The 25,357-nt window shown below is 67.9% G+C and carries 27 protein-coding genes; 20 read left to right on the forward strand and 7 right to left on the reverse strand.

Annotated features, from left to right (window positions below):
* Positions 1 to 73, reverse strand: a 73-nt coding sequence (locus tag JHD77_RS33155; protein WP_003158058.1) for a hypothetical protein, incomplete at its 3' end; no start/stop codon positions are given.
* 338 nt (positions 74 to 411) lie between these two features.
* On the opposite strand from JHD77_RS33155, the gene eatR reads away from it, so the two are divergent.
* The 4 genes from eatR to JHD77_RS27515 all read left to right on the forward strand — a co-directional run bounded on the left by eatR (position 412) and on the right by JHD77_RS27515 (position 4,771).
* Positions 412 to 2,343 (forward strand): sigma-54-dependent transcriptional regulator EatR, encoded by a 1,932-nt coding sequence (gene eatR / locus JHD77_RS27500; RefSeq protein ID WP_003114083.1) that lies wholly within the window; start codon positions 412 to 414, stop codon positions 2,341 to 2,343.
* A gap of 157 nt (positions 2,344 to 2,500) precedes the next feature.
* A complete protein-coding gene (mpl, locus tag JHD77_RS27505; RefSeq protein ID WP_003124067.1) occupies positions 2,501 to 3,856 on the forward strand; it encodes a UDP-N-acetylmuramate:L-alanyl-gamma-D-glutamyl-meso-diaminopimelate ligase in 1,356 nt (451 codons plus the stop codon).
* Positions 3,857 to 3,864: 8 nt separating this feature from the next.
* On the forward strand, positions 3,865 to 4,494 hold the full coding sequence (gene ubiX / locus JHD77_RS27510) for a flavin prenyltransferase UbiX (RefSeq protein WP_003093227.1): 630 nt from the start codon (positions 3,865 to 3,867) through the stop codon (positions 4,492 to 4,494).
* Between the two features lie 28 nt (positions 4,495 to 4,522).
* Positions 4,523 to 4,771: a YceK/YidQ family lipoprotein gene (locus JHD77_RS27515; protein ID WP_042159398.1), complete on the forward strand. Its 249-nt coding sequence runs from the start codon at positions 4,523 to 4,525 to the stop codon at positions 4,769 to 4,771.
* Between the two features lie 19 nt (positions 4,772 to 4,790).
* On the opposite strand, the gene JHD77_RS27520 is transcribed toward JHD77_RS27515, so the two are convergent.
* The 3 genes from JHD77_RS27520 to JHD77_RS27530 form a co-directional block, all read right to left on the reverse strand.
* Entirely contained in the window at positions 4,791 to 5,432 is a 642-nt protein-coding gene (locus JHD77_RS27520; protein ID WP_003100290.1) for an oxidoreductase, read from the reverse strand.
* A 46-nt stretch (positions 5,433 to 5,478) separates the two neighbouring features.
* Positions 5,479 to 7,218, reverse strand: a complete 1,740-nt coding sequence (locus JHD77_RS27525; protein WP_003118249.1) for a C13 family peptidase — start codon at positions 7,216 to 7,218, stop codon at positions 5,479 to 5,481.
* Positions 7,219 to 7,408: 190 nt separating this feature from the next.
* A complete protein-coding gene (locus JHD77_RS27530; RefSeq protein WP_003093220.1) occupies positions 7,409 to 7,864 on the reverse strand; it encodes a MaoC family dehydratase in 456 nt (151 codons plus the stop codon).
* A 193-nt stretch (positions 7,865 to 8,057) separates the two neighbouring features.
* Here JHD77_RS27530 and JHD77_RS27535 point away from each other — a divergent pair, with 193 nt between their 5' ends.
* The 3 genes from JHD77_RS27535 to JHD77_RS27545 are packed head-to-tail and all read left to right on the forward strand — an operon-like array spanning position 8,058 to position 9,743.
* Positions 8,058 to 8,420 (forward strand): CidA/LrgA family protein, encoded by a 363-nt coding sequence (locus JHD77_RS27535; RefSeq protein WP_031636980.1) that lies wholly within the window; start codon positions 8,058 to 8,060, stop codon positions 8,418 to 8,420.
* Positions 8,420 to 9,130: an LrgB family protein gene (locus JHD77_RS27540; protein WP_003093214.1), complete on the forward strand. Its 711-nt coding sequence runs from the start codon at positions 8,420 to 8,422 to the stop codon at positions 9,128 to 9,130. Before JHD77_RS27535 ends, JHD77_RS27540 begins: the two co-directional genes overlap by 1 nt.
* A 19-nt stretch (positions 9,131 to 9,149) precedes the next feature.
* Complete coding sequence (locus tag JHD77_RS27545; protein ID WP_003093212.1) at positions 9,150 to 9,743, forward strand: LON peptidase substrate-binding domain-containing protein; 594 nt, start codon at positions 9,150 to 9,152, stop codon at positions 9,741 to 9,743.
* Between the two features lie 10 nt (positions 9,744 to 9,753).
* On the opposite strand, the gene JHD77_RS27550 is transcribed toward JHD77_RS27545, so the two are convergent.
* Both JHD77_RS27550 and JHD77_RS27555 read right to left on the reverse strand, forming a co-directional pair.
* Positions 9,754 to 11,067, reverse strand: coding sequence for a bifunctional DedA family/phosphatase PAP2 family protein (locus JHD77_RS27550; RefSeq protein WP_003100297.1), 1,314 nt, complete (start codon positions 11,065 to 11,067; stop codon positions 9,754 to 9,756).
* Positions 11,064 to 11,783, reverse strand: a complete 720-nt coding sequence (locus JHD77_RS27555) for a DNA-3-methyladenine glycosylase (RefSeq protein ID WP_003100299.1) — start codon at positions 11,781 to 11,783, stop codon at positions 11,064 to 11,066. Before JHD77_RS27555 ends, JHD77_RS27550 begins: the two co-directional genes overlap by 4 nt.
* Before the next feature lie 63 nt (positions 11,784 to 11,846).
* On the opposite strand from JHD77_RS27555, the gene JHD77_RS27560 reads away from it, so the two are divergent.
* A complete protein-coding gene (locus JHD77_RS27560) occupies positions 11,847 to 12,704 on the forward strand; it encodes a class I SAM-dependent methyltransferase (protein ID WP_033936540.1) in 858 nt (285 codons plus the stop codon).
* A 7-nt stretch (positions 12,705 to 12,711) separates the two neighbouring features.
* Here the strand turns inward: JHD77_RS27560 and JHD77_RS27565 are convergent, their stop codons facing one another.
* Positions 12,712 to 13,935 (reverse strand): alpha/beta fold hydrolase, encoded by a 1,224-nt coding sequence (locus tag JHD77_RS27565; protein ID WP_023109669.1) that lies wholly within the window; start codon positions 13,933 to 13,935, stop codon positions 12,712 to 12,714.
* A gap of 297 nt (positions 13,936 to 14,232) precedes the next feature.
* Here JHD77_RS27565 and JHD77_RS27570 point away from each other — a divergent pair, with 297 nt between their 5' ends.
* The 12 genes from JHD77_RS27570 (at position 14,233) to lipA (ending at position 25,351) form a co-directional block, all read left to right on the forward strand.
* Positions 14,233 to 15,498 carry a glutamate-5-semialdehyde dehydrogenase gene (locus JHD77_RS27570; protein ID WP_003114089.1) on the forward strand — a complete coding sequence of 422 codons (1,266 nt, stop codon included), beginning with the start codon at positions 14,233 to 14,235 and terminating at the stop codon, positions 15,496 to 15,498.
* On the forward strand, positions 15,498 to 16,142 hold the full coding sequence (nadD, locus tag JHD77_RS27575; protein ID WP_003110376.1) for a nicotinate-nucleotide adenylyltransferase: 645 nt from the start codon (positions 15,498 to 15,500) through the stop codon (positions 16,140 to 16,142). Before JHD77_RS27570 ends, nadD begins: the two co-directional genes overlap by 1 nt.
* A gap of 22 nt (positions 16,143 to 16,164) precedes the next feature.
* A complete protein-coding gene (gene rsfS, locus JHD77_RS27580; RefSeq protein WP_003100305.1) occupies positions 16,165 to 16,521 on the forward strand; it encodes a ribosome silencing factor in 357 nt (118 codons plus the stop codon).
* A gap of 7 nt (positions 16,522 to 16,528) precedes the next feature.
* Complete coding sequence (gene rlmH / locus JHD77_RS27585) at positions 16,529 to 16,996, forward strand: 23S rRNA (pseudouridine(1915)-N(3))-methyltransferase RlmH (RefSeq protein ID WP_003093193.1); 468 nt, start codon at positions 16,529 to 16,531, stop codon at positions 16,994 to 16,996.
* A 12-nt stretch (positions 16,997 to 17,008) separates the two neighbouring features.
* Positions 17,009 to 18,949 carry a penicillin-binding protein 2 gene (gene mrdA, locus JHD77_RS27590; RefSeq protein ID WP_003093191.1) on the forward strand — a complete coding sequence of 647 codons (1,941 nt, stop codon included), beginning with the start codon at positions 17,009 to 17,011 and terminating at the stop codon, positions 18,947 to 18,949.
* A 31-nt stretch (positions 18,950 to 18,980) separates the two neighbouring features.
* Entirely contained in the window at positions 18,981 to 20,084 is a 1,104-nt protein-coding gene (gene rodA / locus JHD77_RS27595) for a rod shape-determining protein RodA (protein ID WP_003114090.1), read from the forward strand.
* An 8-nt stretch (positions 20,085 to 20,092) separates the two neighbouring features.
* On the forward strand, positions 20,093 to 21,115 hold the full coding sequence (gene mltB, locus JHD77_RS27600) for a lytic murein transglycosylase B (RefSeq protein WP_003132500.1): 1,023 nt from the start codon (positions 20,093 to 20,095) through the stop codon (positions 21,113 to 21,115).
* On the forward strand, positions 21,112 to 22,140 hold the full coding sequence (gene rlpA, locus JHD77_RS27605) for a septal ring lytic transglycosylase RlpA (protein ID WP_003100310.1): 1,029 nt from the start codon (positions 21,112 to 21,114) through the stop codon (positions 22,138 to 22,140). The genes mltB and rlpA overlap by 4 nt, the downstream gene beginning before the upstream one ends.
* A gap of 65 nt (positions 22,141 to 22,205) precedes the next feature.
* The gene (locus JHD77_RS27610) at positions 22,206 to 23,366 is read left to right on the forward strand and encodes a D-alanyl-D-alanine carboxypeptidase family protein (RefSeq protein WP_003093182.1); all 1,161 of its coding nucleotides are present in this window, start codon (positions 22,206 to 22,208) and stop codon (positions 23,364 to 23,366) included.
* A gap of 70 nt (positions 23,367 to 23,436) precedes the next feature.
* Entirely contained in the window at positions 23,437 to 23,718 is a 282-nt protein-coding gene (locus tag JHD77_RS27615; protein WP_003100311.1) for a DUF493 domain-containing protein, read from the forward strand.
* Positions 23,718 to 24,371, forward strand: coding sequence for a lipoyl(octanoyl) transferase LipB (lipB, locus tag JHD77_RS27620; protein ID WP_003093177.1), 654 nt, complete (start codon positions 23,718 to 23,720; stop codon positions 24,369 to 24,371). The genes JHD77_RS27615 and lipB overlap by 1 nt, the downstream gene beginning before the upstream one ends.
* Positions 24,368 to 25,351: a lipoyl synthase gene (lipA, locus tag JHD77_RS27625; RefSeq protein ID WP_003119196.1), complete on the forward strand. Its 984-nt coding sequence runs from the start codon at positions 24,368 to 24,370 to the stop codon at positions 25,349 to 25,351. The genes lipB and lipA overlap by 4 nt, the downstream gene beginning before the upstream one ends.
* Positions 25,352 to 25,357: the final 6 nt, after the last annotated feature.

Below are 25,357 nucleotides of genomic sequence, written 5' to 3' on the forward strand. Positions count from 1 at the left end.
CGCCGATGTAGTTGCCGTAGCGGGCCTTGAAGGAAACGATGGCGCCTTCGCTACCGGGATGGGCGTAACGCATGATGGTATCTCCTGGCTCTTGTGCTTATTAGGGGAGGACGCGCTGTCGCGCTTGTCGTAAGCCTGGAGCAAGGGCCGGGCCAGAGTGGCGAAAGGCCCGGAGTAGAGCGTCCTGGAGGTTTCGCAGGGGAGCTTGCGAACGCTCCCTGTCACGCGGGCGGGACGCTCGTGAGTGACACTCTGTACCGTTTTCGGCGCAGCGCATGACTCATCGGTCAGTCCGTCGTTGCATTGCGCCCCGGCCTGTTGGATGCTGCACCGATAGCCGTCCGGAGAGTCGCGGACCGATCCACCGCGCCCAGGCAAGAGACGGCCCGTCCCTCGCGGAGAACCATAACAATGCCTGCCAGTTCCATGAGCCGCCACGCGCGGCAAGTGCTGACCGTCGCCCAGGGCAAGATCCCGCCGGGCGGCCCTGCGACCGATCCGTCCATCGCCCGCTCCTGGCTGCGCTGCCTGGAACAGCACCATCTCGATCCCGGCCAGCCGATGGCGCCGATGGTGCTGGAGCACGCGCGCATGCTCGAACGCCGCGAGCGCCTGCAACAGGTGCTGGAGATCGCCGATGGCGAGATGCACAGCCTCTACCAGCAGCTTTCCGGCAACGACCACGCGGTACTGCTCACCGATGCCCGCGGGGTGATCCTCAATTGCGTCAACGCCGACGCCCAGCGCCAGACCTTCGAACACGCCGGCCTCTGGCTCGGCGCCGACTGGAGCGAGCCCTGCGAAGGCACCAACGGCATCGGCACCTGCGTGGTCGAGCGGCAGGCCCTGACCATCCAGCAGGAAGAGCACTTCCGTAGCCGCCACACCGGCCTGACCTGCTCGGCGAGCCCGGTGTTCGATCCGCAGGGCGAGCTGATGGCGGTGCTCGACGTGTCTTCGGCGCGCCAGGAAGTCTCGCGGCAGAGCCAGTTCCACACCATGGCGCTGGTCAACCTGTCGGCGAAGATCATCGAGGGCTGCTATTTCCTCCGTCGCTTCGAGGGCTCCTGGCTGCTGCGCTTCCATGTCCAGGGCGACTATGTCGGCCTGTTCAGCGAAGGGCTGCTGGCCTTCGAGGAAGACGGGCGGATCCGCGCGGTGAACCAGAGCGCGCTGAACCTGCTCGGTTGTCCGCGCCAGCGCCTGCTCGGCCAGCCGGTGGAGACCTTCTTCGATTGCCGTCTCGACGACCTGCTCGGTCGCGCCTCGCAGCAACCCAGCGCCAGCTGGCCGCTGCGCACCCGCGAGGGACGGACCCTGTACGCCATGCTGCGCGGCGCGCCGCGGGCGATACCCCAGGCCCTGGCGGTGCCCACGGCAGCGAAGCCGGCGCCTGCCGCGCCCGGCCTGTGCCTGGGCGACGCCGAGCTGGCCGCCGATTTCCGCCGGGCGCTGAAGGTCTACGCGCGCGACGTGCCGCTGCTGCTCAACGGCGAGACCGGTTCCGGCAAGGAGGCCTTCGCCAAGGCCGTGCACCTGGCCGGCCCGCGCGCGGAACAGGCGTTCGTCGCGCTGAACTGCGCGGCGATCCCGGAAACCCTGATCGAGAGCGAACTGTTCGGTTATCGCGGCGGCAGCTTCACCGGCGCGCGCAAGGAGGGCATGCGCGGCAAGTTGCAGCAGGCTGACGGCGGCACCCTGTTCCTCGACGAGATCGGCGACATGCCGCTGGCCTTGCAGACCCGCCTGCTGCGGGTGCTGGAAGAGCGCCGGGTGGTACCGCTGGGCGGCGAGCCGGAGGATGTCGACGTGCGCCTGATCAGCGCTACCCACCGCGACCTGGCCGGGCTGGTCGCCGATGGACGCTTCCGCGAGGATCTCTACTACCGCCTCAATGGCATGGTCGTGAGCCTGCCGCCGCTGCGCGAGCGCAGCGACCGCGAGGAGCTGCTGGACTACCTGCTGGCCGAGGAGGCCAGGGGCCAGCGCATCCAGCTCGACGGCGAGGTTCGCCAGGGCCTGCTGGCCTACCGCTGGCCGGGCAACGTCCGGCAGATGCGCACGGTGCTGCGGACCCTGGTGGCACTCTGCGAGGACGGCCGGGTCGGCCTGCGCGACCTGCCCGCGGATATCCGCCAGGCCCTGGCGGCGCTGCCGCCCGCCGCAGCGGCGCCCGCCCCGGCCGCGGGCAACAGCCTGGACGACGCCGAGCGAGCCGCGTTGCTGGCGGCGCTGGACGGCCAGCGCTGGCACGTGAGCCGGGTGGCCGAGCAACTGGGGATCAGCCGCAACACCCTGTATCGCAAGCTGCGCCGGCACGGCCTGGTGCGCGGCCAGGCCTGACGGGCGGGACGGCTCCAGGCGGGCCGCCGCGAGGCCGGCGGGAACCCCGCCGACGCCGCGTCGTCTGATGCCGCGACGCCGGGCGGCCGGCGCCTCCGCTGTGCTAATCTGCCGCCCATTCACAGCGCCTTCGACGGCTTGATCTGCAGGAGTCTGCATGCACATCCACGTACTCGGCATCTGCGGGACCTTCATGGGCTCGCTGGCCGTGCTGGCCAAGGAACTGGGCCACCGGGTGACCGGTTCCGACGCCAACGTCTACCCCCCCATGAGCACCCAACTGCAAGCCCAGGGCATCGAGTTGATGCAGGGCTACGATCCGGCCCACCTGGAGCCGGCGCCGGACCTGGTAGTGATCGGCAACGCCCTGTCGCGCGGCAATCCGGCGGTGGAGCATGTCCTGAACAAGGGCCTGCCCTACGTTTCCGGCCCGCAGTGGCTGGCCGACCACGTGCTGCAAGGACGCTGGGTGCTGGCGGTGGCCGGTACCCACGGCAAGACCACCACCACCAGCATGCTCGCCTGGGTTCTGGAGCACGCCGGCATGAGCCCGGGCTTCCTGATCGGCGGGGTGCCGCAGAACTTCGGGGTTTCGGCGCGCCTGGGCGGTACGCCGTTCTTCGTGGTCGAGGCCGACGAGTACGACAGCGCCTTCTTCGACAAGCGCTCGAAGTTCGTCCATTACCGCCCGCGCACGGCGATCCTGAACAACCTGGAATTCGACCACGCGGATATCTTCCCCGACCTCGCGGCCATCGAGCGGCAGTTCCACCATCTGGTGCGCACTGTGCCGGGCGAGGGCCTGATCATTCGCCCGAGCGCCGAGAAAGCCCTGGAGCGCGTACTCGGGATGGGCTGCTGGACCCCGGTGCAGACCACCGGCGAAGGCGGCCAGTGGCAGGCGCGCCTGCTCGCCGAGGACGGCTCGCGCTTCGAGGTGCTGTTCGACGGCATCGTCCAGGGCGAGGTGGACTGGCCGCTGACCGGCCTGCACAACGTCGCCAACGCCCTCGCCAGCCTGGCGGCGGCGCGCCATGTCGGTGTGGTGCCCAGCCAGGGCGCGGCAGCGCTCAGCGAGTTCCGCAACGTCAAGCGGCGCATGGAGAAGGTCGCGGAGGTCCGGGGCGTGACCCTCTACGACGACTTCGCCCACCATCCGACCGCCATCGCCACCACCCTCGACGGCCTGCGCAAGCAGGTTGGCGCGGATACCCAGGTGATCGCCATCGTCGAGCCGCGTTCCAACTCGATGAAGCTCGGCGCTCATCGCGACGGCCTGCCGGACAGCGTGCGCCAGGCCGACCAGGTGCTCTGGTACGCGCCGCCGAACCTGGGCTGGGACCTGGCCGCCACCGCCGCGCAATGCGCGATACCGTCGCAGGTCTGCGATACCCTGGAGGCGATCATCGAGCAGGTGCGCCAGCAGGCCAGGCCCGGCGCGCAAGTGGTGATCATGAGCAACGGCGGCTTCGGCGGCTTGCACGGCAAGCTGGCCGCGGCGCTGGCCGAGTGAGGGGCGCGATGAGCGGTCCGGAACGCATTACCCTGGCGATGACCGGCGCCTCCGGCGCCCAGTACGGCCTGCGCTTGCTCGATTGCCTGGTGCAGGAAGAGCGCGAGGTGCACTTCCTGATCTCCAAGGCCGCGCAACTGGTGATGGCCACCGAGACCGACGTGGCCTTGCCGGCCAAGCCGCAGGCGATGCAGGCCTTCCTCACCGAATATTGCGGTGCCGCCGCCGGACAGATCCGCGTGTTCGGCCAGAACGACTGGATGGCGCCGCCGGCCTCCGGCTCCAGCGCGCCCAATGCCATGGTGATCTGCCCGTGTTCCACCGGCACCCTGTCGGCGGTCGCCACGGGGGCCTGCAACAACCTCATCGAGCGCGCCGCCGATGTCGCCCTGAAGGAGCGCCGGCCGCTGGTGCTGGTGCCGCGCGAGGCGCCGTTCTCCAGTATCCACCTGGAAAACATGCTCAAGCTGTCCAACCTCGGCGCGGTGATCCTGCCGGCGGCGCCGGGCTTCTACCACCAGCCGCAATCGGTGGAGGACCTGGTGGACTTCGTCGTCGCGCGAATCCTCAACACCCTGGGGATTCCCCAGGATATGCTGCCGCGCTGGGGGGAACAGCACCTTGTCAGCGACGAGTAGGGTGCTGCTGCTGGTCCTGGCGGTGCAGATGGGCGGTTGCGCCACCGTGCGCACCCTGGATGCGGCCAAGCCAGGGGCGCCGGTGGTCTACGCCGGCACCCGGCTGGACTGGTACAGCCTGCACGGCGGCTGCTGCCCGATGGAACGCTTCGGCGCGGAGGCGCCGGCCCATCCGGGGCTCGACCTGCCGGGCAGCGCGCTGCTGGACACCCTGTTGCTGCCGTTCTCGCTGGCCACCGCCATCGGCCTCAACCTCGGCGTCAGCGGCGGCATGTAGGGCGGGATCCGCCCCAGGCTCATTTCCCCAGCTTGCGCAGTTCGTCGGACTCGACGAAGCGCACGCCCTTGCCTTCCTCCAGCGCCAGGCGCCAGAGCGCGCGGGCCAGGTCGCAGGCCTCGATGCCGTGGTACTTGCCGGGAAGGATGCGGGCGATCGGCGCAGCGAGGATCTCGGCCAGGCGGAATTCCTCGCGCGGGCCGAACAGCAGCGATGGCCGGGCGATGGTCAGTTGTGGCCAGCCCTGTTCCTGCAGGGCCTGCTCCAGTTCGCCCTTGACCCGGTTGTAGAAGATCGACGACTTGGCGTCGGCGCCCAGGGCGCTGACCACCAGGTAATGCCGGGCGCCCATCTCCAGCGCGCGCTTGCCCACCGCCAGCGGCAGGTCGAAATCGACCGCGCGGAAGGCCTCCTCCGAGCCGGCTTCCTTGATCGTGGTGCCGAGGCAGCAGAAGGCGGTATCGATGCTGCCGTCGAGTTGCGGCAGCAGCTCGGCCAGCGGGCCGACCGGGTTGTCCAGCCGCGGATGCTCGGCCAGCGCCTTGCGGGCAGGGGCGATGACCTTGGCCAGGGTCGGCTCGCTCAATATCCGATCCAACAGGTGCTCGCCGGTAAGACCGGTCGCGCCGGCGAGCAGAACGCGCTTGGGCGTCGAGTGCATGTGTGTTTCTCCCCTTCCACACCAATGAGCGTAGTGCGCGGCGTATCTATTTGCCCGCCGCGCCCTCGCCGGTTTTTCCTTCCCGGGACGCGAGCGCGCGCTCGGCTTGCTGCCCCCGCAGCGTCCGCCAGTGCGCGAGCACGCGTTCCGGTAACCAGGCTTGCGGTTCCGAAGCTTCGAAACCTTCCTCCTTCTCCCTTTGACGCACTTCCTCTTTCGCCAGTTCGAACGCTTTGGACAGATCGTCGGTGCGGTTCAGCGCATTGGCCAGCAAGGCGCGGCCGAAATAGGTGAAGTCGGCGTCGTCGGAACAGCCGAACGAGACCCGGTCGGCACGCGCGGCGGTCAGGATCAGGGTACGTTCGTCTTTCAGCGGCGGGATGAAGCCCCCGCTGTAGCAGGCCGATACCACCAGCACCTTGTCGCGCTGGCGCAGCGGCGCGAGCAGTTCGGCCAGTTCCGCGGCCGGCAGGTCGCCGAGGTTCAGGCCGGGCATGTCCAGGGCCAACTGGTGGTCGCTGGAGCCGTGGCTGGTCAGGTAGATGAAGACCAGGTCTTCCGGCCCGCTGCGTTCGGCCAGGGTGCGCACGGCGCGGGACAGGCTTTCCCGGGTAGCCAGCGGGCGGTCGCCGAAGTGGTCGCGGTGGTTGACCAGGCGAATCACGCCACGAGCGGCGAAACGCTGGCCGAGCAGGTCGCCGGCGTAATCGGCCTCGCGCAGGAACACGCCCTGGCGGCCATCGCCGCCCAGGCTCAGGGCATAGAGTTCGCTGGCCGGCGTCGAGGCCGGGATCTTGCGCAGTTCTTCGTCGAGCAGGCGACCCTGGGCCAACAGGCCGATTTCCAGAGTGTCGGGCAGGGCCTTGCCGGCGGCGTCGCGGATGCGCTTGCCGTCGGCCCAGAGTCCCTGCTCACGGCTGCCGTCGGCGCGGTCCAGGGTGCCTTGGCCGGCATAGGCGCCGGCGGCGAAGCCGCCTTCGTAGCGGGTGCCGTCCAGTTGTTCGAGCAGGCCCTGGCCATGGAAGCGCCAGAACTGGAAACCGCCGCGGTAGCGGCTGCCGTCGGCGCCGAGAAGCTCGCCGGGGCCGTTCAGCGCGCCTTCGCTGAAGCGGCCGATCCAGACATCGCCGCTGGCGCTTTCGTAGCGCCCCTGGCCATGGAACTGGTTGTCCTTGAACTGGCCGACGTAGCGGTCGCCATCGGGCCCGCTCCAGCGCCCCTTGCCGTTCAGTTGCCCGTCGCGGAAGGTACCGGCGTACTGGTTGCCCTGGCTGTCGCTGAAGCTGCCTTCGCCTTCCAGGCGGCCCTGGCGGAAGCTGCCCTGGTAGCGGCTGCCATCGCTGCCGTCCAGCGTGCCCTGGCCGCTGTACAGGCCCTTGCGGAAACCGCCGCGGTAGCGAGTGCCCTGTTGTTCCAGGCTGCCTTCGCCATCGAACAGGCCCTGGCGGAAACCGCCCTGGTAGACGCTGCCATCGGCCATCGCCAGGCGTCCCTGACCGTCGAACAGGCCGGCCGCGAAGCCACCGCTGTAGCGGCTGCCGTCGGCGCCCTGCCAGGTGCCATGGCCGTGCAGCAGGCCATGCTCGAAGCGGCCGGCGTACCAGGCGCCGTTGTCGTAGTCCAGCCGGCCCTGGCCTTCCAGGCGCCCGTCCACCAGCTCGCCGCGATAGCGCGCGCCGTCAGGCAGGCGCGCATCGGCCGGGAGCAGCGGTTCGCCCTCGCCACAGGCGGCGAGCAGGATGACCAGGGCGGAGCAGAGCGAGAGAGACCTGGCGGGGCGAAGCATGCGGCGTTCCCGATGAGTGGTTCGGTCCGAGGGTGGAGGGGAGACAGTGTGGCGGAAAAATCGTTGCCTGGCAGTAGGGTATTTCCCTGCCGGCCCAGAGCGCCCCCGCGAGCGGGGGCTTTTGGAAGGGGGGAGAGGGGCGCGAAGGCGCCTGGCCGTCAAGCGAACGGCAGCGCTCGCTGGGGCGGGCTCAGACGAAGCAGAGGCTGAGGGTCTCGGCGATGTAGGCGGGTTTCTCCTGGCCTTCGATCTCCAGGGTGGCGCGCGCCTTGATCAGCCACTGGCCGGGATTCTTCTCGTTGACGTCGAGCAGGGTCAGGCCCAGGCGGACCCGCGAGCCGACCCGCACCGGCTGGATGAAGCGCACCGTATCGAGGCCGTAGTTGACCGCCATCTTCAGTCCTTCGGGAAGCACCAGCAGGCCTTCCATCAGCTTCGGGATCAGCGACAGGGACAGGAAACCGTGGGCGATGGTGCCGCCGAAGGGCGTCTTCGCCGCCTTCTCCGGATCGACGTGGATGAACTGGTGGTCGCCGGTGCATTCGGCGAACTGGTCGACCCGCTCCTGGTCGATGGTGAGCCATTCGGAATGGCCGAGATCCTTGCCGACATAGTCCTTGAGCGCTGCTACGGGTACGAATGGCATAAGTCCTCCGGGAGGATGGCTGTTGTTCTCATGGTGCAGGAAGATCAGCACGCGTTGGCGACCGGGTCAAGAAACCATCGGCCTGGCGAATATCGCGTCATGCGGTGCCGCGACTGCGACTGATGGATAGGCGAGGAGCGTGCCAATGTCCCGGCGGGCTGGGCATAATGGTCGGCCCTTGCTGGAGGTGCCCATGTTGCTTCGTGGTCTGACCTGGCTGGTGCTGTTCCAGTTGCTCGGCACAGGTCTGAACGTTCTGTTGTTGCCCATGCTGCCCGGTCCGATCATCGGCCTGGTGCTGCTGTTCGGTTATTTCCTGGCGCGTGGCGAGGTCGGCAAGCCGGTCAACGAGGCGGCCGGCTCGTTGCTGCGCTACCTGCCGCTGCTGCTGGTGCCGGCGGCGGTCGGGGTGATGGCCTATGCGCGGGAGATCGCCGCCGACTTCTGGGCCATCGTCGGCGCGCTGGTACTGTCGCTGGTGCTGTCGTTCCTGTTCGCCGGCTGGACGATGCAGAAGCTCATCGATCGCCAGCAACGTCGCCGGGAGGAGTCCTGATGGCCTGGCAGGCCGCCCTCGAGGCGGTGATCCACCATCCGCTGTTCGGCGTCGGCGTGACCCTGGGCGCCTACCAGTTGGCCCTGGCCGCCTATGAACGGACCCGCTGGGTGTTCCTGCAGCCGGTGCTGGTATCGATGCTGGTGGTGATCGGCGTGCTGCTGCTTTGCGGCATCGACTACGACGAATACAGTGCCAGCGCCAAGGTCCTGACCATTCTCCTCGGCCCCGCCACGGTGGCCCTGGCGGTGCCGCTGTTCCTCAACCTGCGGCGTATCCGCCAATTGTTCTGGCCGACCCTGCTGACCCTGGTGGTCGCCGGTACGCTGGCGACGGTGCTGGGCATCGCATTCGGCTGGTTGTTCGGTGCCGAGCCGCGGATGCTGATGAGCATGGCGCCGAAGTCGGTGACCTCGCCGATCGCCATGCTGGTGGCCAGCCAGATCGGCGGCGTGGCGGCGCTGGCCGCCGTGTTCGTACTGATCACCGGGGTACTCGGGGCGATCCTCGGGCCGGAGCTGCTGCGCGCCATCGGCGTCCGGCACCCCGCCGCGCAGGGCATGGCGCTGGGCATGACGGCCCACGCGGTAGGCACTTCGCGGGCCTTGCAGGAAGGCGAGGAGTGCGGCGCCTTCGCCGCCCTGGCGATGAGCCTGATGGGCGTTGCCACCGCAGTGCTGCTACCGTTGGCGGTAGCGCTGGTTGCCTGACGATGCCCGAGGAGTCGCGATGAAGTTGCCGTTGTTTCCCCTCAACGCCGTGCTGTTCCCCGGTTGCCGCCTGGACCTGCAGATCTTCGAGGCGCGCTACCTGGACATGATCAGCCGCTGCATGAAGCAGGGCACCGGTTTCGGCGTGGTGACCATCGGCGAAGGGCGGGAGGTCGGCGAAGCGCCGAGCCGCCTGGCGATGGTCGGCTGCGAGGCCTCGGTCCGCGACTGGCAGCAGCGCCCGAACGGCCTGCTGGGCATCCGCGTGGAGGGCGGTCGGCGTTTCCAGGTGCTGTCGGTGGAGGTCCAGGCCGACCAGCTCAGCGTCGGCGAGATCGAGTGGTTCGAAGACCTGCCGGAGCAACCCCTGACCTACGAACACAACGATCTCGCCGCGTTGCTCAGCGTGCTGGCCGAGCATCCGATGGTGGCCGCGCTGGAGATGGGCGGCGAGCCCGGCGGCCAGCAGGACCTGGCCAACCAGTTGGCCTACCTGCTGCCGTTCGATACCGAACGCAAGCTCGAACTGCTCGCCCTGCCCGACGCGCAGATGCAACTGGCGCGGATCCAGGTGCTGCTGGAGCACCTGCAGGGCGAGTTGGGTATCGACTGAGCGCCAACCCTCACAGCGGCCGGTAGCGCGCAATGGCTTCCGGCAGGGCCCAGCCGGCGGCGATCGCCAGGGTCGCCACGCAGACCGGCAACAGCAGCCACCAGACCCGTTGCGGCAGCGCCGGCAGCGACTCGCGGCGCTGGCTCAGCCACAGGCTGGCGGCGCAGACCGTAGTGGCGAGCAGGGCGCCGGCGACGATGTCCGACGGCCAGTGCACGCCAAGGTAGACCCGCGACAGGGCGATGCTCAGCGACGGGATCACCGCCAGCAGTACCCAGGTCAGGCGCCAGCGCGGCGGTTGCTGGCGGCTGGCGAGGACGCCCAGGGTGAGGAAGAAGGCGAAGGACGCCGAGCTGTGTCCGCTGGGGAAGCTGAAGCTGCTCAGCGGTTCGGCCAGCACTTCCGGGCGGGCGCGGGCGAACAGGGTCTTCAGGGTCTGGTTGGCCAGCGCGGTACCCACCAGGGTGCCGATGGCGAAGATGGCCGGACGCCATTGCCGGGTCAGCAGGAGGATACCGCCGAGCAGCGCGCCGGCGATGAACTGGGTGCGGAAATCGCCGAGCCGGGTGACCACCACCATCACCGGGTTCAGGTCGGCGTTGCGATGCTCCTGGACCAGCGTCATCAGGCCCTGGTCGAGGTCCTGGAGGTACGGCCAGGCGACGGTCATCGCCAGCAGCAGGACCAGGCTCAGCGCGGCCGCCACAGCGGTTGCCCAGCGTTTGCGCCGCAGGCTGGCCTGGACTACCACGCCGACCAGCACCGCCAGGCAGGCCGCGACGATCCCGGCTTCGCTCCAGAAGCCTTCCGGCAACGGCAGGCGCAGGGCTGCGCCGGTGGCCCAGCCGGGCAACAGGTAGGCGACCGCCCAGCCGGCGGCGGCGATCAGCGAAACGCCGAGAAAACGGCCGAACGGCATGTCGAGCATGCCGGCGACCATCGGCAGCATCGGTCGCAGGGCGCCGATGAAGCGGCCGACCAGCAGGCTGGCGATACCGTAGCGTTCGAAGTACACCTCGGCGGCGGTGATCCACTGCGGATGGCTGCGCAGGCCGGGCAGGCGGCGGATGTTCTGGTGGAAGCGGCGGCCGATCCAGTACGAGCTGAGGTCGCCCAGCACCCCGCCGGCGTAGGCCAGCAGCAGGGTTTCGCCGAGGCCGAGGGCGCCGCTGCCGGCGATCACCGCGACGCCGAACAGCAGCACCACGCCGGGGAGGACGATACCGACGATGGCCGCGCATTCGAGGAAGGCGATGAGGAAGATGGCCAGCCCCAGCCACTCGGGGTTGGCGGCCATCCAGGCGTTGAAGCTGTCGAGACTCATTGCAGGTGCGGGTCCTGATGTCCGAGTAGATGATAGTCGCGCCCGGCGACCTGGCCGCGGCGCAGTGGGTTGCGGGTGCAGAAGGCGGCGAAGGTGGCATCGACGAAACGGTACGGCAGGTGTTCGTCGCGCCCCTTCGGAATGCCCAGCCGAGCGGCCTGGATCACCTGGCTGGGGCGCTCGCCGACATCGTCGACGAACAGTCGCTGCGGGTCGAAGCGCTGTGCGTCCCACTCCGGCACCTTCAGCCCCATGGCCTTGCACAGCAGGGTCTGGCCGGCGCACAGGCGGCCGATCTCGCGGGGCCGACCCTGGCTGTCCGGGTTCAGGCTCTGCATCCGCTCCAGCGCCGTGTGGTCGCTGATGCGATCCAGCCAGGGATGGCCGGACTTGATCAGCACCGCATTGCCCGGCCCGCCGGCGCTGAAGTTCAGCGAGTCGCCGCCGCGCGCGTAATACATATAGATGTGCCCGCCGTCGAGGAACAGTGCCTTGCGCTTCTCGGTGTAGCCGAGCGAGGCATGGCTGCCTTTCTCCTCCAGGTAGTAGGCCTCGGTCTCGATGATTCGCGCCGCCAGCCAGAGATTGCCCTGGCGATGGCGGATCACCTTGCCCAGCAGCTCGCGGGCGACCAGCAACGCATCGCGGTCGAAGAAGGTGTCGGGGAGTGGCCGGGCGTCGGGCCAGGGCAAACTAAGGATGGGATCGCGGGACATGGGATTGTCGCTGGGACCATGGCAGTCATAGGCTGGCGAATGATAACAACAAGAGCCTGAATCATGGTTGAACGAGAGCGTGTCGACAGTGCCCACATCACGCCCAGCGCCCATTACACCGGCTACGTCTGGTTCCGCCATCGACTCGCCGAACCGGCCTTCGCCACCGTCTTCGGCCGCTGGGTACACGGCTTCGTCGCGCCGATCAACTGGGGCGCGCAGCTCGGTTTCGGGCTGAACATCGAGGATTTCCTGTTACAAAGACACCTCATGATCGACGCGCGCCTGACCCAGGCCGTCGAACGCGAGGGAGTGGTCCAGGTGGTGGAAATGGCCTGCGGGCTCTCGCCGCGCGGGCGACGCTTCCGGCAACGCTATCCACAGTTGCGCTACCTGGAGGCCGACCTGCCGCCGATGGCCGCGCGCAAGGCGGCGTTGCTTCGCGAGCAGGGTTGGCTGGGCCCGGAGCACGCGGTGGCGGCTGTGGATATCCTCGCCGAGGACGGCGAGCGCAGCCTCGCCGCGCTGTTCGCCGGGCTCGATCGCGAGCGCCCGCTGGTGGTGATCACCGAGGGGCTGGTGAACTATTTCCAGCGCCCGGTGATCGAGGCCTTCTGGAGTCGCCTGGCGACCGAACTTAAACGCTTCCCCCAGGGCACCTACCTGACCGACCTCTATCCCGATCTCCGCGAGCACCCGCGCTACCGGCAGATACGCTGGGGAGTGGGGATCATCGGGCGGCTGACGCGGGGAAGCTATCCGTTGCACTACCGCAATGCCGCGGAAATCGAGGCGGCCTTCGCCCGCTGCGGCTTTGCCTCCACCCTGGTGCTCGACCCGCAGCGCGAAGGCGCCGCCCTGGGCGTGCCGCAGGGACGCCTGCCGAGCCTGGTGCGGGTGATCGAAAGCCGCACGGCATAGCCGCCTCTCAGGCGACCTCCGCTCGCTCCCAGGCGGCGAGGAGGTCGGCCAGTCCGGCGCTGGCCGCCGGATCGGAGTGCGGGAAGATGAAGGCGAAGCCGCCGGCGGTCGAGCGCAGGGGCAGGATGTCCAAGTCCGCCAGGCCGTCGCAGCACAACCGCCAGCCGCGTTGCGGGCGGGATTCGGGCAGCTCGGCGTGCAGCCGCCCGCCGAAATAGCCGAGTTCCATCAGTTCCGCCGCATAGACGCCGAACTGCGGATGTTCCAGCCGAGCGTGCCCCTGGGCTGGCCGATGGCGGACCTCGAAGCGTCGCTCCAGGCCGAGCAGGCGCGTGCGCGGGATCCGCGTGCTGCCCTCGGCGCGCTCCGGCAGTGCCTCGCCGCGCAGGAACGGGCCGTAGAGCCGGGCGCAGGCCTCGCGTCGTTCGAACTGGGCAAGATGGTCGGCGTCGTGGATCAGGGCGAACTCGGCGTTCCCGCAGGCATGGGCGAACACCGCATGTTCCCAGGGCTGGGTGAAATGGTCGTACTCGCCGGCGAGCACCAGGGTCGGGCAGGTCGGGTGCCGCTCGAAGCCGCCGAAGGCCAACAGGCGCCGGCTATTCTGCCGGTAGCGTTCGATCTCCGCCGCGGTCAGGCGTTGCAACTGGCGCAGCATGGCCTTGCGAAATACCGGGGAGACGCCGGTACGTTCCAGCTGTAGCGGGTTGATCAGGCCGGTCAGTACGCCGTGGGCGAAGGCGCTCTGGTCGCCCTCGTCGAGCCGGGCCAGGGCTTCTTCCAGCAGCAGCCGCGCACCGGGGCGGCCGAATGCGGTGATGCCGGCCAGTAGCAGGCGCGCGCAGCGGCGCGGATGGCGGGCGGCGAACAGCGCGGCCAGGGCCGAGCCGTAGGACAGGCCGATGGGCATCAACGGCGGCAGGCCGAGCCGTTCGGCGAAGGCCGCGATCAGGTCGGCGAGGTCTTCCAGGCTCAGTTCCGCCGCCAGTTGCAGGTTGCCGCCCTGGCTCGGCAGGTCGAGCAGGATCACCGGGTGCTCGGCGAGCAGTTCGCTGACCTCGCCGGTGAACGAGCGGAAGCTCTGGAAGGCGCCGCCCAGCAGGAGCACCGGCGGGCGCGGGTCGTCGGCGCGGGCGGCGAAGGCCTGGTAGCGCAGTTGCCAGCCGTCTAGGAAGAGGATATCCGGTTCGCTGCTCAGCGACTGTGCGCTGTAGTCGGTACGGTAGCGCATGGCGAGGCCCCGCGGTGTGTGCGTCGTTATTGTTGTTCTGCCGAGCGGGTGCCGGTGGGTGGCAGTGGCCAGGCTCGCCTCGAAGGTAAACAGAGGTAGCAATTTTGTTTACCTATCCTTCGGCCGGCGCCTGCGCCCGGGTGTCACCGTCTCGCGCACAGCCCCAGGCGCAGCGGGGCTGCCGCGTTACCGCCGGGGGCGATGGAACGCACTGTCTACCGACCGGCTGTTGCGGCTGGGCGCGCCGGGGCTGGCTCGCTATAATCGCGCATTTCCCTGACGCCAGATGCCGAGACCATGACCGAGTCCGTCCTCGACTATATGAGCCGCCTTGGCCGCGATGCCCGCGCCGCCTCGCGGTTGCTCGCGCGCGCCGCCACCGCGCAGAAGAACCGCGCCCTGCTGGCCGCGGCCGATGCGCTGGACGCCGCCCGCGCGGAGTTGTCCCACGCCAACGAGCAGGACCTCGCCGCCGGCCGCGCCAATGGCCTGGAGCCGGCGATGCTGGACCGCCTGGCGCTGACCCCGGCGCGCATCGACGACATGATCGAGGGCCTGCGCCAGGTCGCCACGCTGCCCGACCCGATCGGCGAGATCCGCGACATGCGCTACGTGCCCTCGGGCATCCAGATCGGCAAGATGCGCGTGCCGCTGGGCGTGGTCGGGATCATCTACGAGTCGCGGCCGAACGTGACCATCGACGCCGCCAGCCTGTGCCTGAAGTCCGGCAACGCGACCATCCTGCGCGGCGGCTCCGAGGCGATCCACTCCAACCAGGCGATCGCCCGCTGCATCCAGCAGGGCCTGGCCGAGGCCGGCCTGCCGGCCGCCGCCGTGCAGGTGGTGGAAACCACCGACCGCGCCGCGGTCGGCGCGCTGATCAGCATGCCCGAATACGTCGACGTGATCGTCCCGCGCGGCGGCAAGGGCCTGATCGAGCGCATCAGCCGCGAGGCCAAGGTGCCGGTGATCAAGCACCTGGACGGCATCTGCCACGTCTACATCGATGTCGCCGCCGACCTGGACAAGGCGATTCGCGTCGCCGACAACGCCAAGACCCAGCGCTACGCGCCGTGCAACACCATGGAGACGCTGCTGGTACATGCCGGTATCGCCGAGCGGGTGCTGCCGCCGCTGGCCACGATCTACCGCGAGAAGGGCGTGGAACTGCGCGGCGACGCCGCGACCCGTGCGCTGCTCGGCGCAGACGTGCTGGAGGCTACCGAGGAGGACTGGCGTACCGAGTACAACGCGCCGATCCTGTCGATCCGCATCGTCGACGGGCTGGACGCGGCGATCGAGCACATCAACACCTACGGCTCGCAGCACACCGACGCGATCATTACCGAGAACTTCAGCGATGCGCGGCGTTTCCTCGCCGAAGTGGATTCCGCTTCGGTGATGGTCAACGCCTCGACCCGCTTCGCCGACGGCTTCGAGTACGGCCTCGGCGCCGAGATCGGGATTTCCACCGATAAGCTGCACGCCCGCGGCCCGGTCGGCCTGGAAGGCCTGACCAGCGAGAAGTACGTCGTCTTCGGCGACGGTCACGTGCGCACCTGATGGGCAAACGTATCGGCCTGTTCGGCGGCACTTTCGACCCCGTGCATATCGGACATATGCGCAGCGCCGTGGAAATGGCCGAGCAGTTCGCCCTCGACGAACTGCGCCTGCTGCCCAATGCGCGGCCGCCGCACCGGGAAACCCCGCAGGTGTCGGCCGCGCAGCGGTTGGCGATGGTCGAGCGGGCGGTGGCGGGAGTCGAGCGATTGACGGTCGATCCCCGCGAACTGAAGCGCGACAAGCCGTCCTACACCATCGACACCCTGGAGTCGGTGCGGGCGGAGCTGGCGGCCGACGACCAGTTGTTCATGCTGATCGGCTGGGATGCCTTCTGCGGCTTGCCGACGTGGCACCGCTGGGAGGCGTTGCTGGATCACTGCCACATCGTCGTGTTGCAGCGTCCGGATGCCGACAGCGAGCCGCCGGAGTCGCTGCGCGACCTGCTGGCGGCGCGGAGCGTGGCCGACCCGCAGGCCCTGAAAGGGCCGGGCGGGCAGATCACCTTCGTTTGGCAGACGCCGCTGGCGGTGTCCGCCACCCAGATCCGTGCGCTGCTAGGTGCCGGGCGCTCCGTGCGTTTCCTGGTGCCGGACGCAGTATTGAACTACATCGAGGCGCACCACCTGTATCGTGCGCCACACTGATAAAGAAACAGAGACCGACTCAATGCAAACCGAACAACTCGTCCAAGTGGCCATCGATGCCCTGGAAGATCTCAAGGCCCAGGACATCGTGACCCTCGATGTGCGGGACAAGACCAGCGTCACCGACTACATGGTGATCGCCTGCGGCAGTTCCAGCCGCCAGGTCAAGTCGCTGGCCGACAACGTCCTGACCAAGGCCAAGGAAAACGGCGTCAAGCCCCTGGGCAGCGAAGGCTTGGAGTCCGGCGAATGGGCGCTGCTCGACCTGGGCGACGTGGTGGTCCATGTGATGCTCCCGGCGACCCGCCAGTTCTACGACCTGGAGCGCCTGTGGCAGGGCGCCGAGCAGAGCCGCGCCCAGCACCAGCCGGAAGAGTGACGCCGGCATGCGGTTGCGCCTGATCGCGGTTGGCTCGCGCATGCCTCGCTGGGTCGAGGAAGGGTGGCAGGAATACGTCAAGCGCCTGCCGGCCGAGCTGTCCCTCGAACTGGTGGAGATCCCGCTCAACACCCGCGGCAAGAACGCCGACGTGGCGCGCCTGATCCGTCAGGAAGGCGAGGCCATGCTGGCGCGCGTGCAGCCGGGGGAACGGGTGGTGACCCTGGAGGTCGAAGGTCGGCCCTGGAGCACCGAGCAACTGGCTCGCGAACTGGATCGCTGGCGTCTCGACGCACGCACCGTGAATCTCATGGTCGGCGGCCCGGAAGGGCTGGCGCCGGAGGTCTGCGCGCGCAGCGAGCAGCGCTGGTCGCTGTCGCCGTTGACGCTGCCGCACCCGTTGGTGCGGATCCTGGTCGGCGAGCAGATCTACCGGGCCTGGACCGTATTGTCCGGGCACCCCTACCACAAATAGTCCCCAGTCCCGATGCCGCAGCCGATCCACCTGAAAGACCACGAGAAAGACGCCCGCCTGGTGCGTCGGCGCGTCATCGTCGGGGCGGTGGCGGTGGTCTTGCTGACCCTGGTGCTGGTGGCGCGCATGTACCACCTGCAGGTGACCCAGTACGAGTACCATTCGACGCTGTCGGAGAACAACCGGGTCCATGTGCAGCCGATCCCGCCGACCCGCGGGATCATCTTCGACCGCAACGGCGTGATCATCGCCGACAACCGGCCGAGCTTCAGCCTGACCATCACCCGCGAACGCACCGAGGACCTGCAGAAGACCCTCGACACGCTGGTGGAGATCCTCGGCCTGACCGAGGACGACCGGGCCATCTTCGAGAAGCGCATGAAGCAGGGGCGGCGTCCGTTCGAGCCGGTTCCCATCATGTTCGAACTCAACGAGGAACAGATCGCCCGCATCGCGGTGAACCAGTTCCGCCTGCCGGGCGTCGACGTGGCGACCCAGTTCGTCCGCCACTACCCGCTGAAGGAGCACTTCGCCCATTCGGTCGGGTACGTCGGGCGGATCAACGAGCAGGAACTGAAGAACCTCGACCCGATCAACTACAGCGGCACCCACCATATCGGCAAGACTGGCATCGAGCGCTTCTACGAGAGCGAGTTGCACGGCACGGTTGGCTACGAGGAAGTCGAGACCAACGCCCGCGGGCGGGTGCTGCGGGTGCTCAAGCGCACCGACCCGATTCCCGGCAAGGACATCGTCCTGAGCATCGACAGCCGCCTGCAGGAGGCCGCCGAGAACGCCCTGGCCGGGCGGCGGGGCGCCATCGTGGCGATCCAGCCGTCCACCGGCGACGTGCTGGCGATGGTCAGCCAGCCGAGCTACGACCCCAACCTGTTCGTCACCGGCATCAGCTTCAAGGCCTATGCCGAGCTGCGTGACTCCATCGACCGGCCGCTGTACAACCGCGTCCTGCGCGGGCTCTATCCGCCGGGCTCGACGGTGAAGCCGGCGGTGGCGCTGGCCGGCCTCGACGCCGGGGTGGTCACGCCGACCTCGCGGGTCTTCGACCCCGGCTACTACCAGTTGCCCAACTACGACCACAAGTACCGTAACTGGAACCGCTACGGCGATGGCTGGGTGAGCCTGGAGTCGGCGATCTACCGGTCCAACGACACCTATTTCTACGACCTCGCGCACAAGCTGGGGATCGACCGCCTGCACGCCTTCATGAGCCGCTTCGGCTTCGGCCAGAAAGTCGCCCTGGACATGTTCGGCGAAGCCGACGGGCTGATGCCCTCGCGCGAATGGAAGCGCAAGACCCGCCGCCAGGTCTGGTACCCGGGCGAGACCCTGATCCTCGGCATCGGCCAGGGCTACATGCAGGCGACGCCGATCCAACTGGCGCAGATGACCGCGCTGCTGGCCAACAAGGGCCACTGGATCCGCCCGCACCTGGCCAAGACCATCGACGGCCAGCCGCCGGTCGACCCCGACCCGATGCCCGACATCGTGCTGCGCGACCCGGCCAACTGGGACCGCGTCGACTACGGCATGCAGCAGGTGGTGCATGGCGCCCGCGGCACGGCGCGCAAGGTCGGCGCCACCTCGGCCTACCTGATCGCCGGCAAGAGCGGTACCGCCCAGGTGGTGGCGATCAAGCAGAACGAGCGCTACGACCGCTCCAAGCTGCTCGAGCGGCACCGCGACCACGCCCTGTTCGTCGGCTTCGCGCCGGCCAACAACCCGCAGATCGCGGTGGCGGTGATGGTGGAGAACGGCGAGTCCGGCTCCGGCGTCGCCGCCCCGGTGGTCAAGCAGGTGATGGACGCCTGGCTGCTCGACGAGCACGGCAAGCTCAAGGCCGAATACGCGGAACCCGTCGCGCCGCTCGCGGCGGCGGTGGCCAAGCCCGAACCCACGGCAGCCGAGCCGGAGGCGCCCGCCCTTGAACAGTAACTTCGACCGCACCCTGTCCAACGAAGACGTGATGCGCCGGCGCGCCAGCCTGTTGCAGCGCCTGCACATCGACGGGATTCTCCTGCTGCTGTTGCTGATCCTCGGCGCCACCGGCCTGTTCGTCCTCTATTCGGCGAGCGGCAAGAGCTGGGACATGCTGATGAAGCAGGCCACCTCGTTCGGCCTGGGACTGGGCATGATGGTGGTCATCGCCCAGATCGAGCCGCGCTTCATGGCCCGCTGGGTGCCGCTGGGCTACCTGGTGGGGGTCGCGCTGCTGGTGGTGGTCGACGTGATCGGCCACGACGCCAAGGGGGCGACGCGCTGGATCAACATCCCCGGGGTGATCCGCTTCCAGCCCTCGGAGTTCATGAAGCTGCTGATGCCGATGACGGTGGCCTGGTACCTGTCCAAGCGCAACCTGCCGCCGGGGCTCAAGCACATGGTGATCAGCCTGGCGATCATCATCACCCCGTTCGTGCTGATCCTGAAACAACCCGACCTCGGCACCGCCATGCTGATCCTCGCTTCCGGCGGCTTCGTGCTGTTCGTCGGCGGCCTGCGCTGGCGCTGGATCGTCGGCGCGGTGTCGGCGGCGGTGCCGATCGCCGTGGCGATGTGGTTCTTCATCATGCACGACTACCAGAAACAGCGGGTGCTGACCTTCCTCGACCCGGAAAGCGACCCGCTGGGCACCGGCTGGAACATCATCCAGTCTAAGGCGGCCATCGGTTCCGGCGGGGTATTCGGCAAGGGCTGGCTGCTGGGCACCCAGTCGCACCTGGATTTTTTGCCGGAAAGCCACACCGACTTTATCATTGCGGTCCTCGGCGAGGAGTTCGGCCTGGTCGGCGTCTGCCTGCTGCTGGTGCTCTACCTGCTGCTGATCAGTCGTGGCCTGGTGATCACCGCCCAGGCGCAGACGCTCTACGGCAAACTGCTGGCCGGTGGCATCACCATGACGTTTTTCGTTTATGTCTTCGTGAATATCGGTATGGTGAGCGGGTTGTTGCCGGTGGTGGGGGTACCGCTGCCTTTCATTAGTTATGGCGGAACTTCGCTGGTTACCCTGTTGTCAGGGTTCGGGGTTCTGATGTCGATCCATACCCATCGGAAGTGGATCGCCCAGGTTTGAGACCAAGAGTGAAGAACGCAATGCAAGTACTGCGTACATGGGCGGCCAGGGGCGTCCAATGGGTCGGCGTAGCCGGCGTCATTGGCCTGTCCGGGGCGGCCCAGGCGGGGGACTACGACGGCTCGCCGCAAGTGGCCGAGTTCGTCAGCGAAATGACCCGCGACTACGGCTTCGCCGGAGAGCAGCTGATGGGGCTGTTCCGCGACGTGAACCGCAAGCAGTCGATCCTCGATGCGATCTCGCGCCCGGCCGAGCGGGTCAAGCAGTGGAAGGAATACCGGCCGATCTTCATCAGCGACGCGCGCATCAGTCGTGGTGTCGACTTCTGGAACAAGCATGCCGAAGACCTGGCGCGGGCAGAGAAGGAATACGGCGTGCCGGCCGAGATCATCGTCTCGATCATCGGCGTGGAAACCTTCTTCGGCCGCAACACCGGCAGCTACCGGGTGATGGACGCGCTGTCCACCCTCGGCTTCGACTACCCGCCGCGGGCCGACTTCTTCCGCAAGGAGTTGCGCGAGTTCCTCCTGCTCGCCCGCGAACAGCAGGTCGACCCGCTCAGCCTGACCGGCTCCTACGCCGGCGCCATGGGCCTGCCGCAATTCATGCCGAGCAGCTTCCGCGCCTACGCGGTGGACTTCGACGGCGATGGCCACATCAATATCTGGAGCGACCCGACCGACGCCATCGGTAGCGTCGCCAGCTACTTCAAGCAGCACGGCTGGGTCACCGGCGAGCCGGTGGTCTCGGTGGCCGAGATCAACGACGAGAGCGCCGAGAGCGCGGTGACCAGGGGCGTCGACCCGACCATGAGCCTGGGTGAGTTGCGTGCCCGCGGCTGGCGCACCCACGATGCGCTGCGCGACGACCAGAAGGTCACGGCGATGCGTTTCGTCGGCGACAAGGGCATCGAGTATTGGGTCGGTTTGCCGAACTTCTACGTGATCACCCGCTATAATCGCAGCGCCATGTATGCCATGGCGGTTTATCAGCTGGCGGGCGAGATTGCCCGCGCGCGAGGTGCCCATTGAGCAAGCGTGTCCGCTCCTCCCTGATCCTGCCCGCCGTCTGCGGCCTCGGGCTGGCGGCCGTGCTGTTGAGCAGTTGCTCCAGCAAGGCGCCCCAGCAGCCGGCCAGGCAGGCGGGCATTTCCGGGCCGGGCGACTATTCCCGTCCGCATCGCGACGGCGCCCCCTGGTGGGACGTCGACGTGTCGCGGATCCCCGATGCGGTACCGATGCCGCACAACGGTTCGGTGAAGGCCAACCCCTACACCGTGCTGGGCAAGACCTACTACCCGATGAACGATGCGCGGGCCTACCGGATGGTCGGCACCGCGTCCTGGTACGGCACCAAGTTCCACGGCCAGGCCACCGCCAACGGCGAGACCTACGACCTCTACGGCATGACCGCCGCGCACAAGACCCTGCCGTTGCCGAGCTATGTGCGGGTGACCAACCTGGACAACGGCAAGAGCGTGATCGTCCGCGTCAACGACCGCGGCCCGTTCTATTCCGACCGGGTCATCGACCTGTCCTTCGCCGCGGCGAAGAAGCTCGGTTATGCCGAGACCGGCACCGCGCGGGTCAAGGTCGAAGGCATCGACCCGGTGCAGTGGTGGGCCCAGCGCGGCCGGCCGGCACCGATGGTCCTGGCGCAGCCCAAGCAGGCGGTGGCCCAGGCCGCTCCCGCCGCGGCGCAGACGCAGGCGGTGGCGATGGCCCAGCCGATCGAGACCTACACTCCGCCGCCGGCGCAGCATGCGGCCGCCGTGCTGCCGGTGCAGATCGACTCAAAAAAAAACGCTTCATTACCAGCCGATGGCCTGTATCTCCAGGTGGGCGCCTTCGCCAACCCGGATGCGGCGGAGCTGCTGAAGGCCAAGCTGAGCGGCGTGACGGCTGCGCCGGTGTTTATCAGCTCGGTCGTGCGCAACCAGCAGATTCTGCACCGGGTGCGGCTGGGACCGATCGGTTCGGCGGACGAGGTTAGCCGCACCCAGGACAGCATCCGCGTGGCCAACCTTGGCCAGCCGACGCTGGTACGCCCCGACTGAGCGCCTACTCACGCAGGGAATTCCCGCAAGGGATTGTTTGACCATTGGTAGAACCAGAGAGACGGATGAACATCACCACTATCGCGAAACGCTTGTCACTGCTTGTCCTGTTCATCGCCCCTACGGCTGGCTGGGCTGCTGAATCCATGGTTCCGGCGCCGCCGCAACTGGCCGCCAAGTCGTACGTCCTGATGGACGGCGAGAGCGGCCAGGTTCTGGTCGAGAACAACGGCGACCAGCGCCTGCCGCCGGCCAGCCTGACCAAACTGATGACCGCCTACATCGCCACCAAGGAGATCGAGGCCGGCCGCATCGGCGAGAACGACCTGGTCACCGTCAGCGAACATGCCTGGCGCACCGGCGGTTCGCGGATGTTCATCAAGGTCGGCAGCCAGGTATCGGTGAGCGACCTGCTGCATGGCATCATCATCCAGTCCGGCAACGACGCCAGCGTCGCCCTGGCCGAGCATATCGCCGGCAGCGAAGACGCCTTCGCCGACATGATGAACACCACCGCGCAGAAGCTGGGCCTGACCAACTCCCACTTCATGGACGCCACCGGCCTGCCCAACCCGGACCACTATTCCTCCGCCCGCGACATGGCGGTGCTGGCCCGCGCGATCATCTACGGTGAGCCGAGCCACTACGCGATCTACGCGCAGAAGGAATTCCTCTGGAACAACATCAAGCAGCCGAACCGCAACCTGCTGCTGTGGCGCGACAAGACCGTCGACGGCCTGAAGACCGGCCACACCGACGAAGCCGGCTACTGCCTGGTGGCTTCCGCGGTACGCGACGGCCAGCGCATGATCGCCGTGGTGTTCGGCACCAACAGCGAGCAGGCCCGCGCCGCCGAGACCCAGAAGCTGCTGACCTATGGCTTCCGCTTCTTCGAAAGCCGCAACTTCTACAAGAAGGGCACCGAGCTGACCAAGGGCCTGGTCTGGAAGGGTTCCGAGCATGAAGTGAAAGCCGGCCTCGCCGAAGACCTGACCATGACCCTGCCGCGCGGCCAGATGCAGAAGCTGCAGGCCAGCATGGTCCTGGAGCCGCAACTGATGGCGCCGATCCAGCAGGGCCAGGTGATCGGCAAGGTGGAAGTGAAGCTGGACGACAAGGTCATCCGCAGCGCCGACCTGGTCGCCCTCAACGCCGTCGAGGAGGGTGGTTTCTTCCGCCGCCTGTGGGATAGCATCCGCCTGTTCTTCTACGGTTTGTTCAACTGACCGACCGGCGCCCGCCCGCTCACGAGGCCAGCGGGCGCCCGTCCCCGCGGACCACGGGTCCGCCGCCGCCATGACCGATACCCCTGACGTTCAACCCCCGAAAATCGAATTCCCCTGCGAGCGTTATCCGATCAAGGTGATCGGCGACGCCGGCGAAGGTTTCTCCGACCTGGTCGTGGAAATCATCCAGCGCCACGCGCCGGATCTCGACGTCGAGACCCTGGTGGTCCGTGACAGCAGCAAGGGGCGATTCCTCTCGGTGCAGGTGCTGATCACTGCCACCGATGTCGACCAACTGCAAGCCATCCATAACGACCTGCGCGCGACCGGACGCGTGCACATGGTGCTCTGATGGGACTCGAGCTGGGCTTCCGTGAGCTCGGCGAGGTTCCCTACGAACCGACCTGGCATGCCATGCAGCGCTTCGTTGCCGAACGCGACAAATCGGTAATGGACGAAGCCTGGCTGTTGCAGCACCCTGCGGTCTTCACCCAGGGGCAGGCCGGCAAGGCGGAGCATGTGCTGTTCCCCGGCGACATCCCGGTGATCCAGGTAGATCGCGGCGGCCAGGTGACCTACCACGGCCCCGGCCAGTTGGTCACCTACCTGCTGCTCGATGTCCGCCGCCTGGGACTGGGCGTGCGCGAGCTGGTCAGCCGGATCGAGCAGAGCCTGATCGGCCTGCTGGCGTCCTATGACGTGCAGGCCGTGGCCAAGCCGGACGCGCCGGGTGTCTACGTCGACGGGGCGAAGATCGCCTCCCTCGGCCTGCGCATCCGCAACGGCTGTTCCTTCCATGGCCTGGCGCTGAACCTGGACATGGACCTGCGACCGTTCCAACGAATCAATCCCTGCGGCTACGCCGGGATGCCCATGACCCAACTGCGCGACCTGGTTGGGCCGGTGGATTTTGCCGAGGTGTGTACCCGATTGCGCGCTGAGCTCGTCTCACGCCTTGGCTACGCTGAACAGAAGACCCTTACGGGCGGGATCGAACTGACATGAGCACTGTTGTGGAGAAGTCCGGAGAAGCCAAGCCGGGCAAGGTGGAAGTCGGCGTGAAGCTGCGCGGCGCGGAAAAGGTCGCGCGGATTCCGGTGAAGATCATTCCCACCGAGGAACTGCCGAAGAAACCCGACTGGATCCGCGTGCGCATCCCGGTTTCCCCCGAGGTCGACCGCATCAAGCAACTGCTGCGCAAGCACAAGCTGCACAGCGTCTGCGAAGAGGCGTCCTGCCCGAACCTGGGCGAGTGCTTCTCCGGCGGCACCGCGACCTTCATGATCATGGGCGATATCTGCACCCGACGCTGCCCGTTCTGCGACGTCGGTCATGGCCGGCCGAAGCCGCTGGACGTCGACGAGCCGACCAACCTGGCCATCGCCATCGCCGACCTGCGGCTGAAGTACGTGGTGATCACCTCGGTGGACCGCGACGACCTGCGCGACGGCGGCGCCCAGCACTTCGCCGACTGCCTGCGCGAGATCCGCAAGCTGTCGCCGGGGATCCAGCTGGAAACCCTGGTGCCCGACTATCGCGGTCGCATGGACATCGCCCTGGAGATCACCGCCAACGAGCCGCCGGACGTGTTCAACCATAACCTGGAGACGGTACCGCGCCTGTACCGCTCCTCGCGGCCGGGCTCGGACTTCGAGTGGTCGCTGGACCTGCTGCAGAAGTTCAAGCAGATGGTTCCGCACGTACCGACCAAGTCCGGGCTGATGCTCGGCCTGGGCGAGACCGACGATGAGGTCATCGAGGTCATGCAGCGGATGCGCGAGCACGACATCGACATGCTGACCCTCGGCCAGTACCTGCAGCCGTCGCGCAACCACCTGCCGGTGCAGCGCTTCGTGCATCCGGACACCTTCGCCTGGTTCGCCGAGGAAGGCGAGAAGATGGGCTTCAAGAACGTCGCGTCCGGCCCGCTGGTGCGTTCGTCCTACCATGCCGACCAGCAGGCGCACGGCAACAAGATCGGCTGATCGACG

Origin of the sequence: Pseudomonas sp. P20 (assembly GCF_016463925.1) — a bacterium.
Lineage (GTDB): Bacteria > Pseudomonadota > Gammaproteobacteria > Pseudomonadales > Pseudomonadaceae > Pseudomonas > Pseudomonas aeruginosa.

What these genes read in the sequence shown, in the direction of transcription:
- eatR (WP_003114083.1), top strand. Translation starts at nt 412, where the DNA reads ATGCCTGCCAGTTCCATGAGCCGCCACGCGCGGCAAGTGCTGACCGTC.
- mpl (WP_003124067.1), top strand. Translation starts at nt 2,501, where the DNA reads ATGCACATCCACGTACTCGGCATCTGCGGGACCTTCATGGGCTCGCTG.
- ubiX (WP_003093227.1), top strand. Translation starts at nt 3,865, where the DNA reads ATGAGCGGTCCGGAACGCATTACCCTGGCGATGACCGGCGCCTCCGGC.
- JHD77_RS27515 (WP_042159398.1), top strand. Translation starts at nt 4,523, where the DNA reads ATGGGCGGTTGCGCCACCGTGCGCACCCTGGATGCGGCCAAGCCAGGG.
- JHD77_RS27520 (WP_003100290.1), bottom strand. Translation starts at nt 5,432, where the DNA reads ATGCACTCGACGCCCAAGCGCGTTCTGCTCGCCGGCGCGACCGGTCTT.
- JHD77_RS27525 (WP_003118249.1), bottom strand. Translation starts at nt 7,218, where the DNA reads ATGCTTCGCCCCGCCAGGTCTCTCTCGCTCTGCTCCGCCCTGGTCATC.
- JHD77_RS27530 (WP_003093220.1), bottom strand. Translation starts at nt 7,864, where the DNA reads ATGCCATTCGTACCCGTAGCAGCGCTCAAGGACTATGTCGGCAAGGAT.
- JHD77_RS27535 (WP_031636980.1), top strand. Translation starts at nt 8,058, where the DNA reads ATGTTGCTTCGTGGTCTGACCTGGCTGGTGCTGTTCCAGTTGCTCGGC.
- JHD77_RS27540 (WP_003093214.1), top strand. Translation starts at nt 8,420, where the DNA reads ATGGCCTGGCAGGCCGCCCTCGAGGCGGTGATCCACCATCCGCTGTTC.
- JHD77_RS27545 (WP_003093212.1), top strand. Translation starts at nt 9,150, where the DNA reads ATGAAGTTGCCGTTGTTTCCCCTCAACGCCGTGCTGTTCCCCGGTTGC.
- JHD77_RS27550 (WP_003100297.1), bottom strand. Translation starts at nt 11,067, where the DNA reads ATGAGTCTCGACAGCTTCAACGCCTGGATGGCCGCCAACCCCGAGTGG.
- JHD77_RS27555 (WP_003100299.1), bottom strand. Translation starts at nt 11,783, where the DNA reads ATGTCCCGCGATCCCATCCTTAGTTTGCCCTGGCCCGACGCCCGGCCA.
- JHD77_RS27560 (WP_033936540.1), top strand. Translation starts at nt 11,847, where the DNA reads ATGGTTGAACGAGAGCGTGTCGACAGTGCCCACATCACGCCCAGCGCC.
- JHD77_RS27565 (WP_023109669.1), bottom strand. Translation starts at nt 13,935, where the DNA reads ATGCGCTACCGTACCGACTACAGCGCACAGTCGCTGAGCAGCGAACCG.
- JHD77_RS27570 (WP_003114089.1), top strand. Translation starts at nt 14,233, where the DNA reads ATGACCGAGTCCGTCCTCGACTATATGAGCCGCCTTGGCCGCGATGCC.
- nadD (WP_003110376.1), top strand. Translation starts at nt 15,498, where the DNA reads ATGGGCAAACGTATCGGCCTGTTCGGCGGCACTTTCGACCCCGTGCAT.
- rsfS (WP_003100305.1), top strand. Translation starts at nt 16,165, where the DNA reads ATGCAAACCGAACAACTCGTCCAAGTGGCCATCGATGCCCTGGAAGAT.
- rlmH (WP_003093193.1), top strand. Translation starts at nt 16,529, where the DNA reads ATGCGGTTGCGCCTGATCGCGGTTGGCTCGCGCATGCCTCGCTGGGTC.
- mrdA (WP_003093191.1), top strand. Translation starts at nt 17,009, where the DNA reads ATGCCGCAGCCGATCCACCTGAAAGACCACGAGAAAGACGCCCGCCTG.
- rodA (WP_003114090.1), top strand. Translation starts at nt 18,981, where the DNA reads ATGCGCCGGCGCGCCAGCCTGTTGCAGCGCCTGCACATCGACGGGATT.
- JHD77_RS27610 (WP_003093182.1), top strand. Translation starts at nt 22,206, where the DNA reads ATGAACATCACCACTATCGCGAAACGCTTGTCACTGCTTGTCCTGTTC.
- JHD77_RS27615 (WP_003100311.1), top strand. Translation starts at nt 23,437, where the DNA reads ATGACCGATACCCCTGACGTTCAACCCCCGAAAATCGAATTCCCCTGC.
- lipB (WP_003093177.1), top strand. Translation starts at nt 23,718, where the DNA reads ATGGGACTCGAGCTGGGCTTCCGTGAGCTCGGCGAGGTTCCCTACGAA.
- lipA (WP_003119196.1), top strand. Translation starts at nt 24,368, where the DNA reads ATGAGCACTGTTGTGGAGAAGTCCGGAGAAGCCAAGCCGGGCAAGGTG.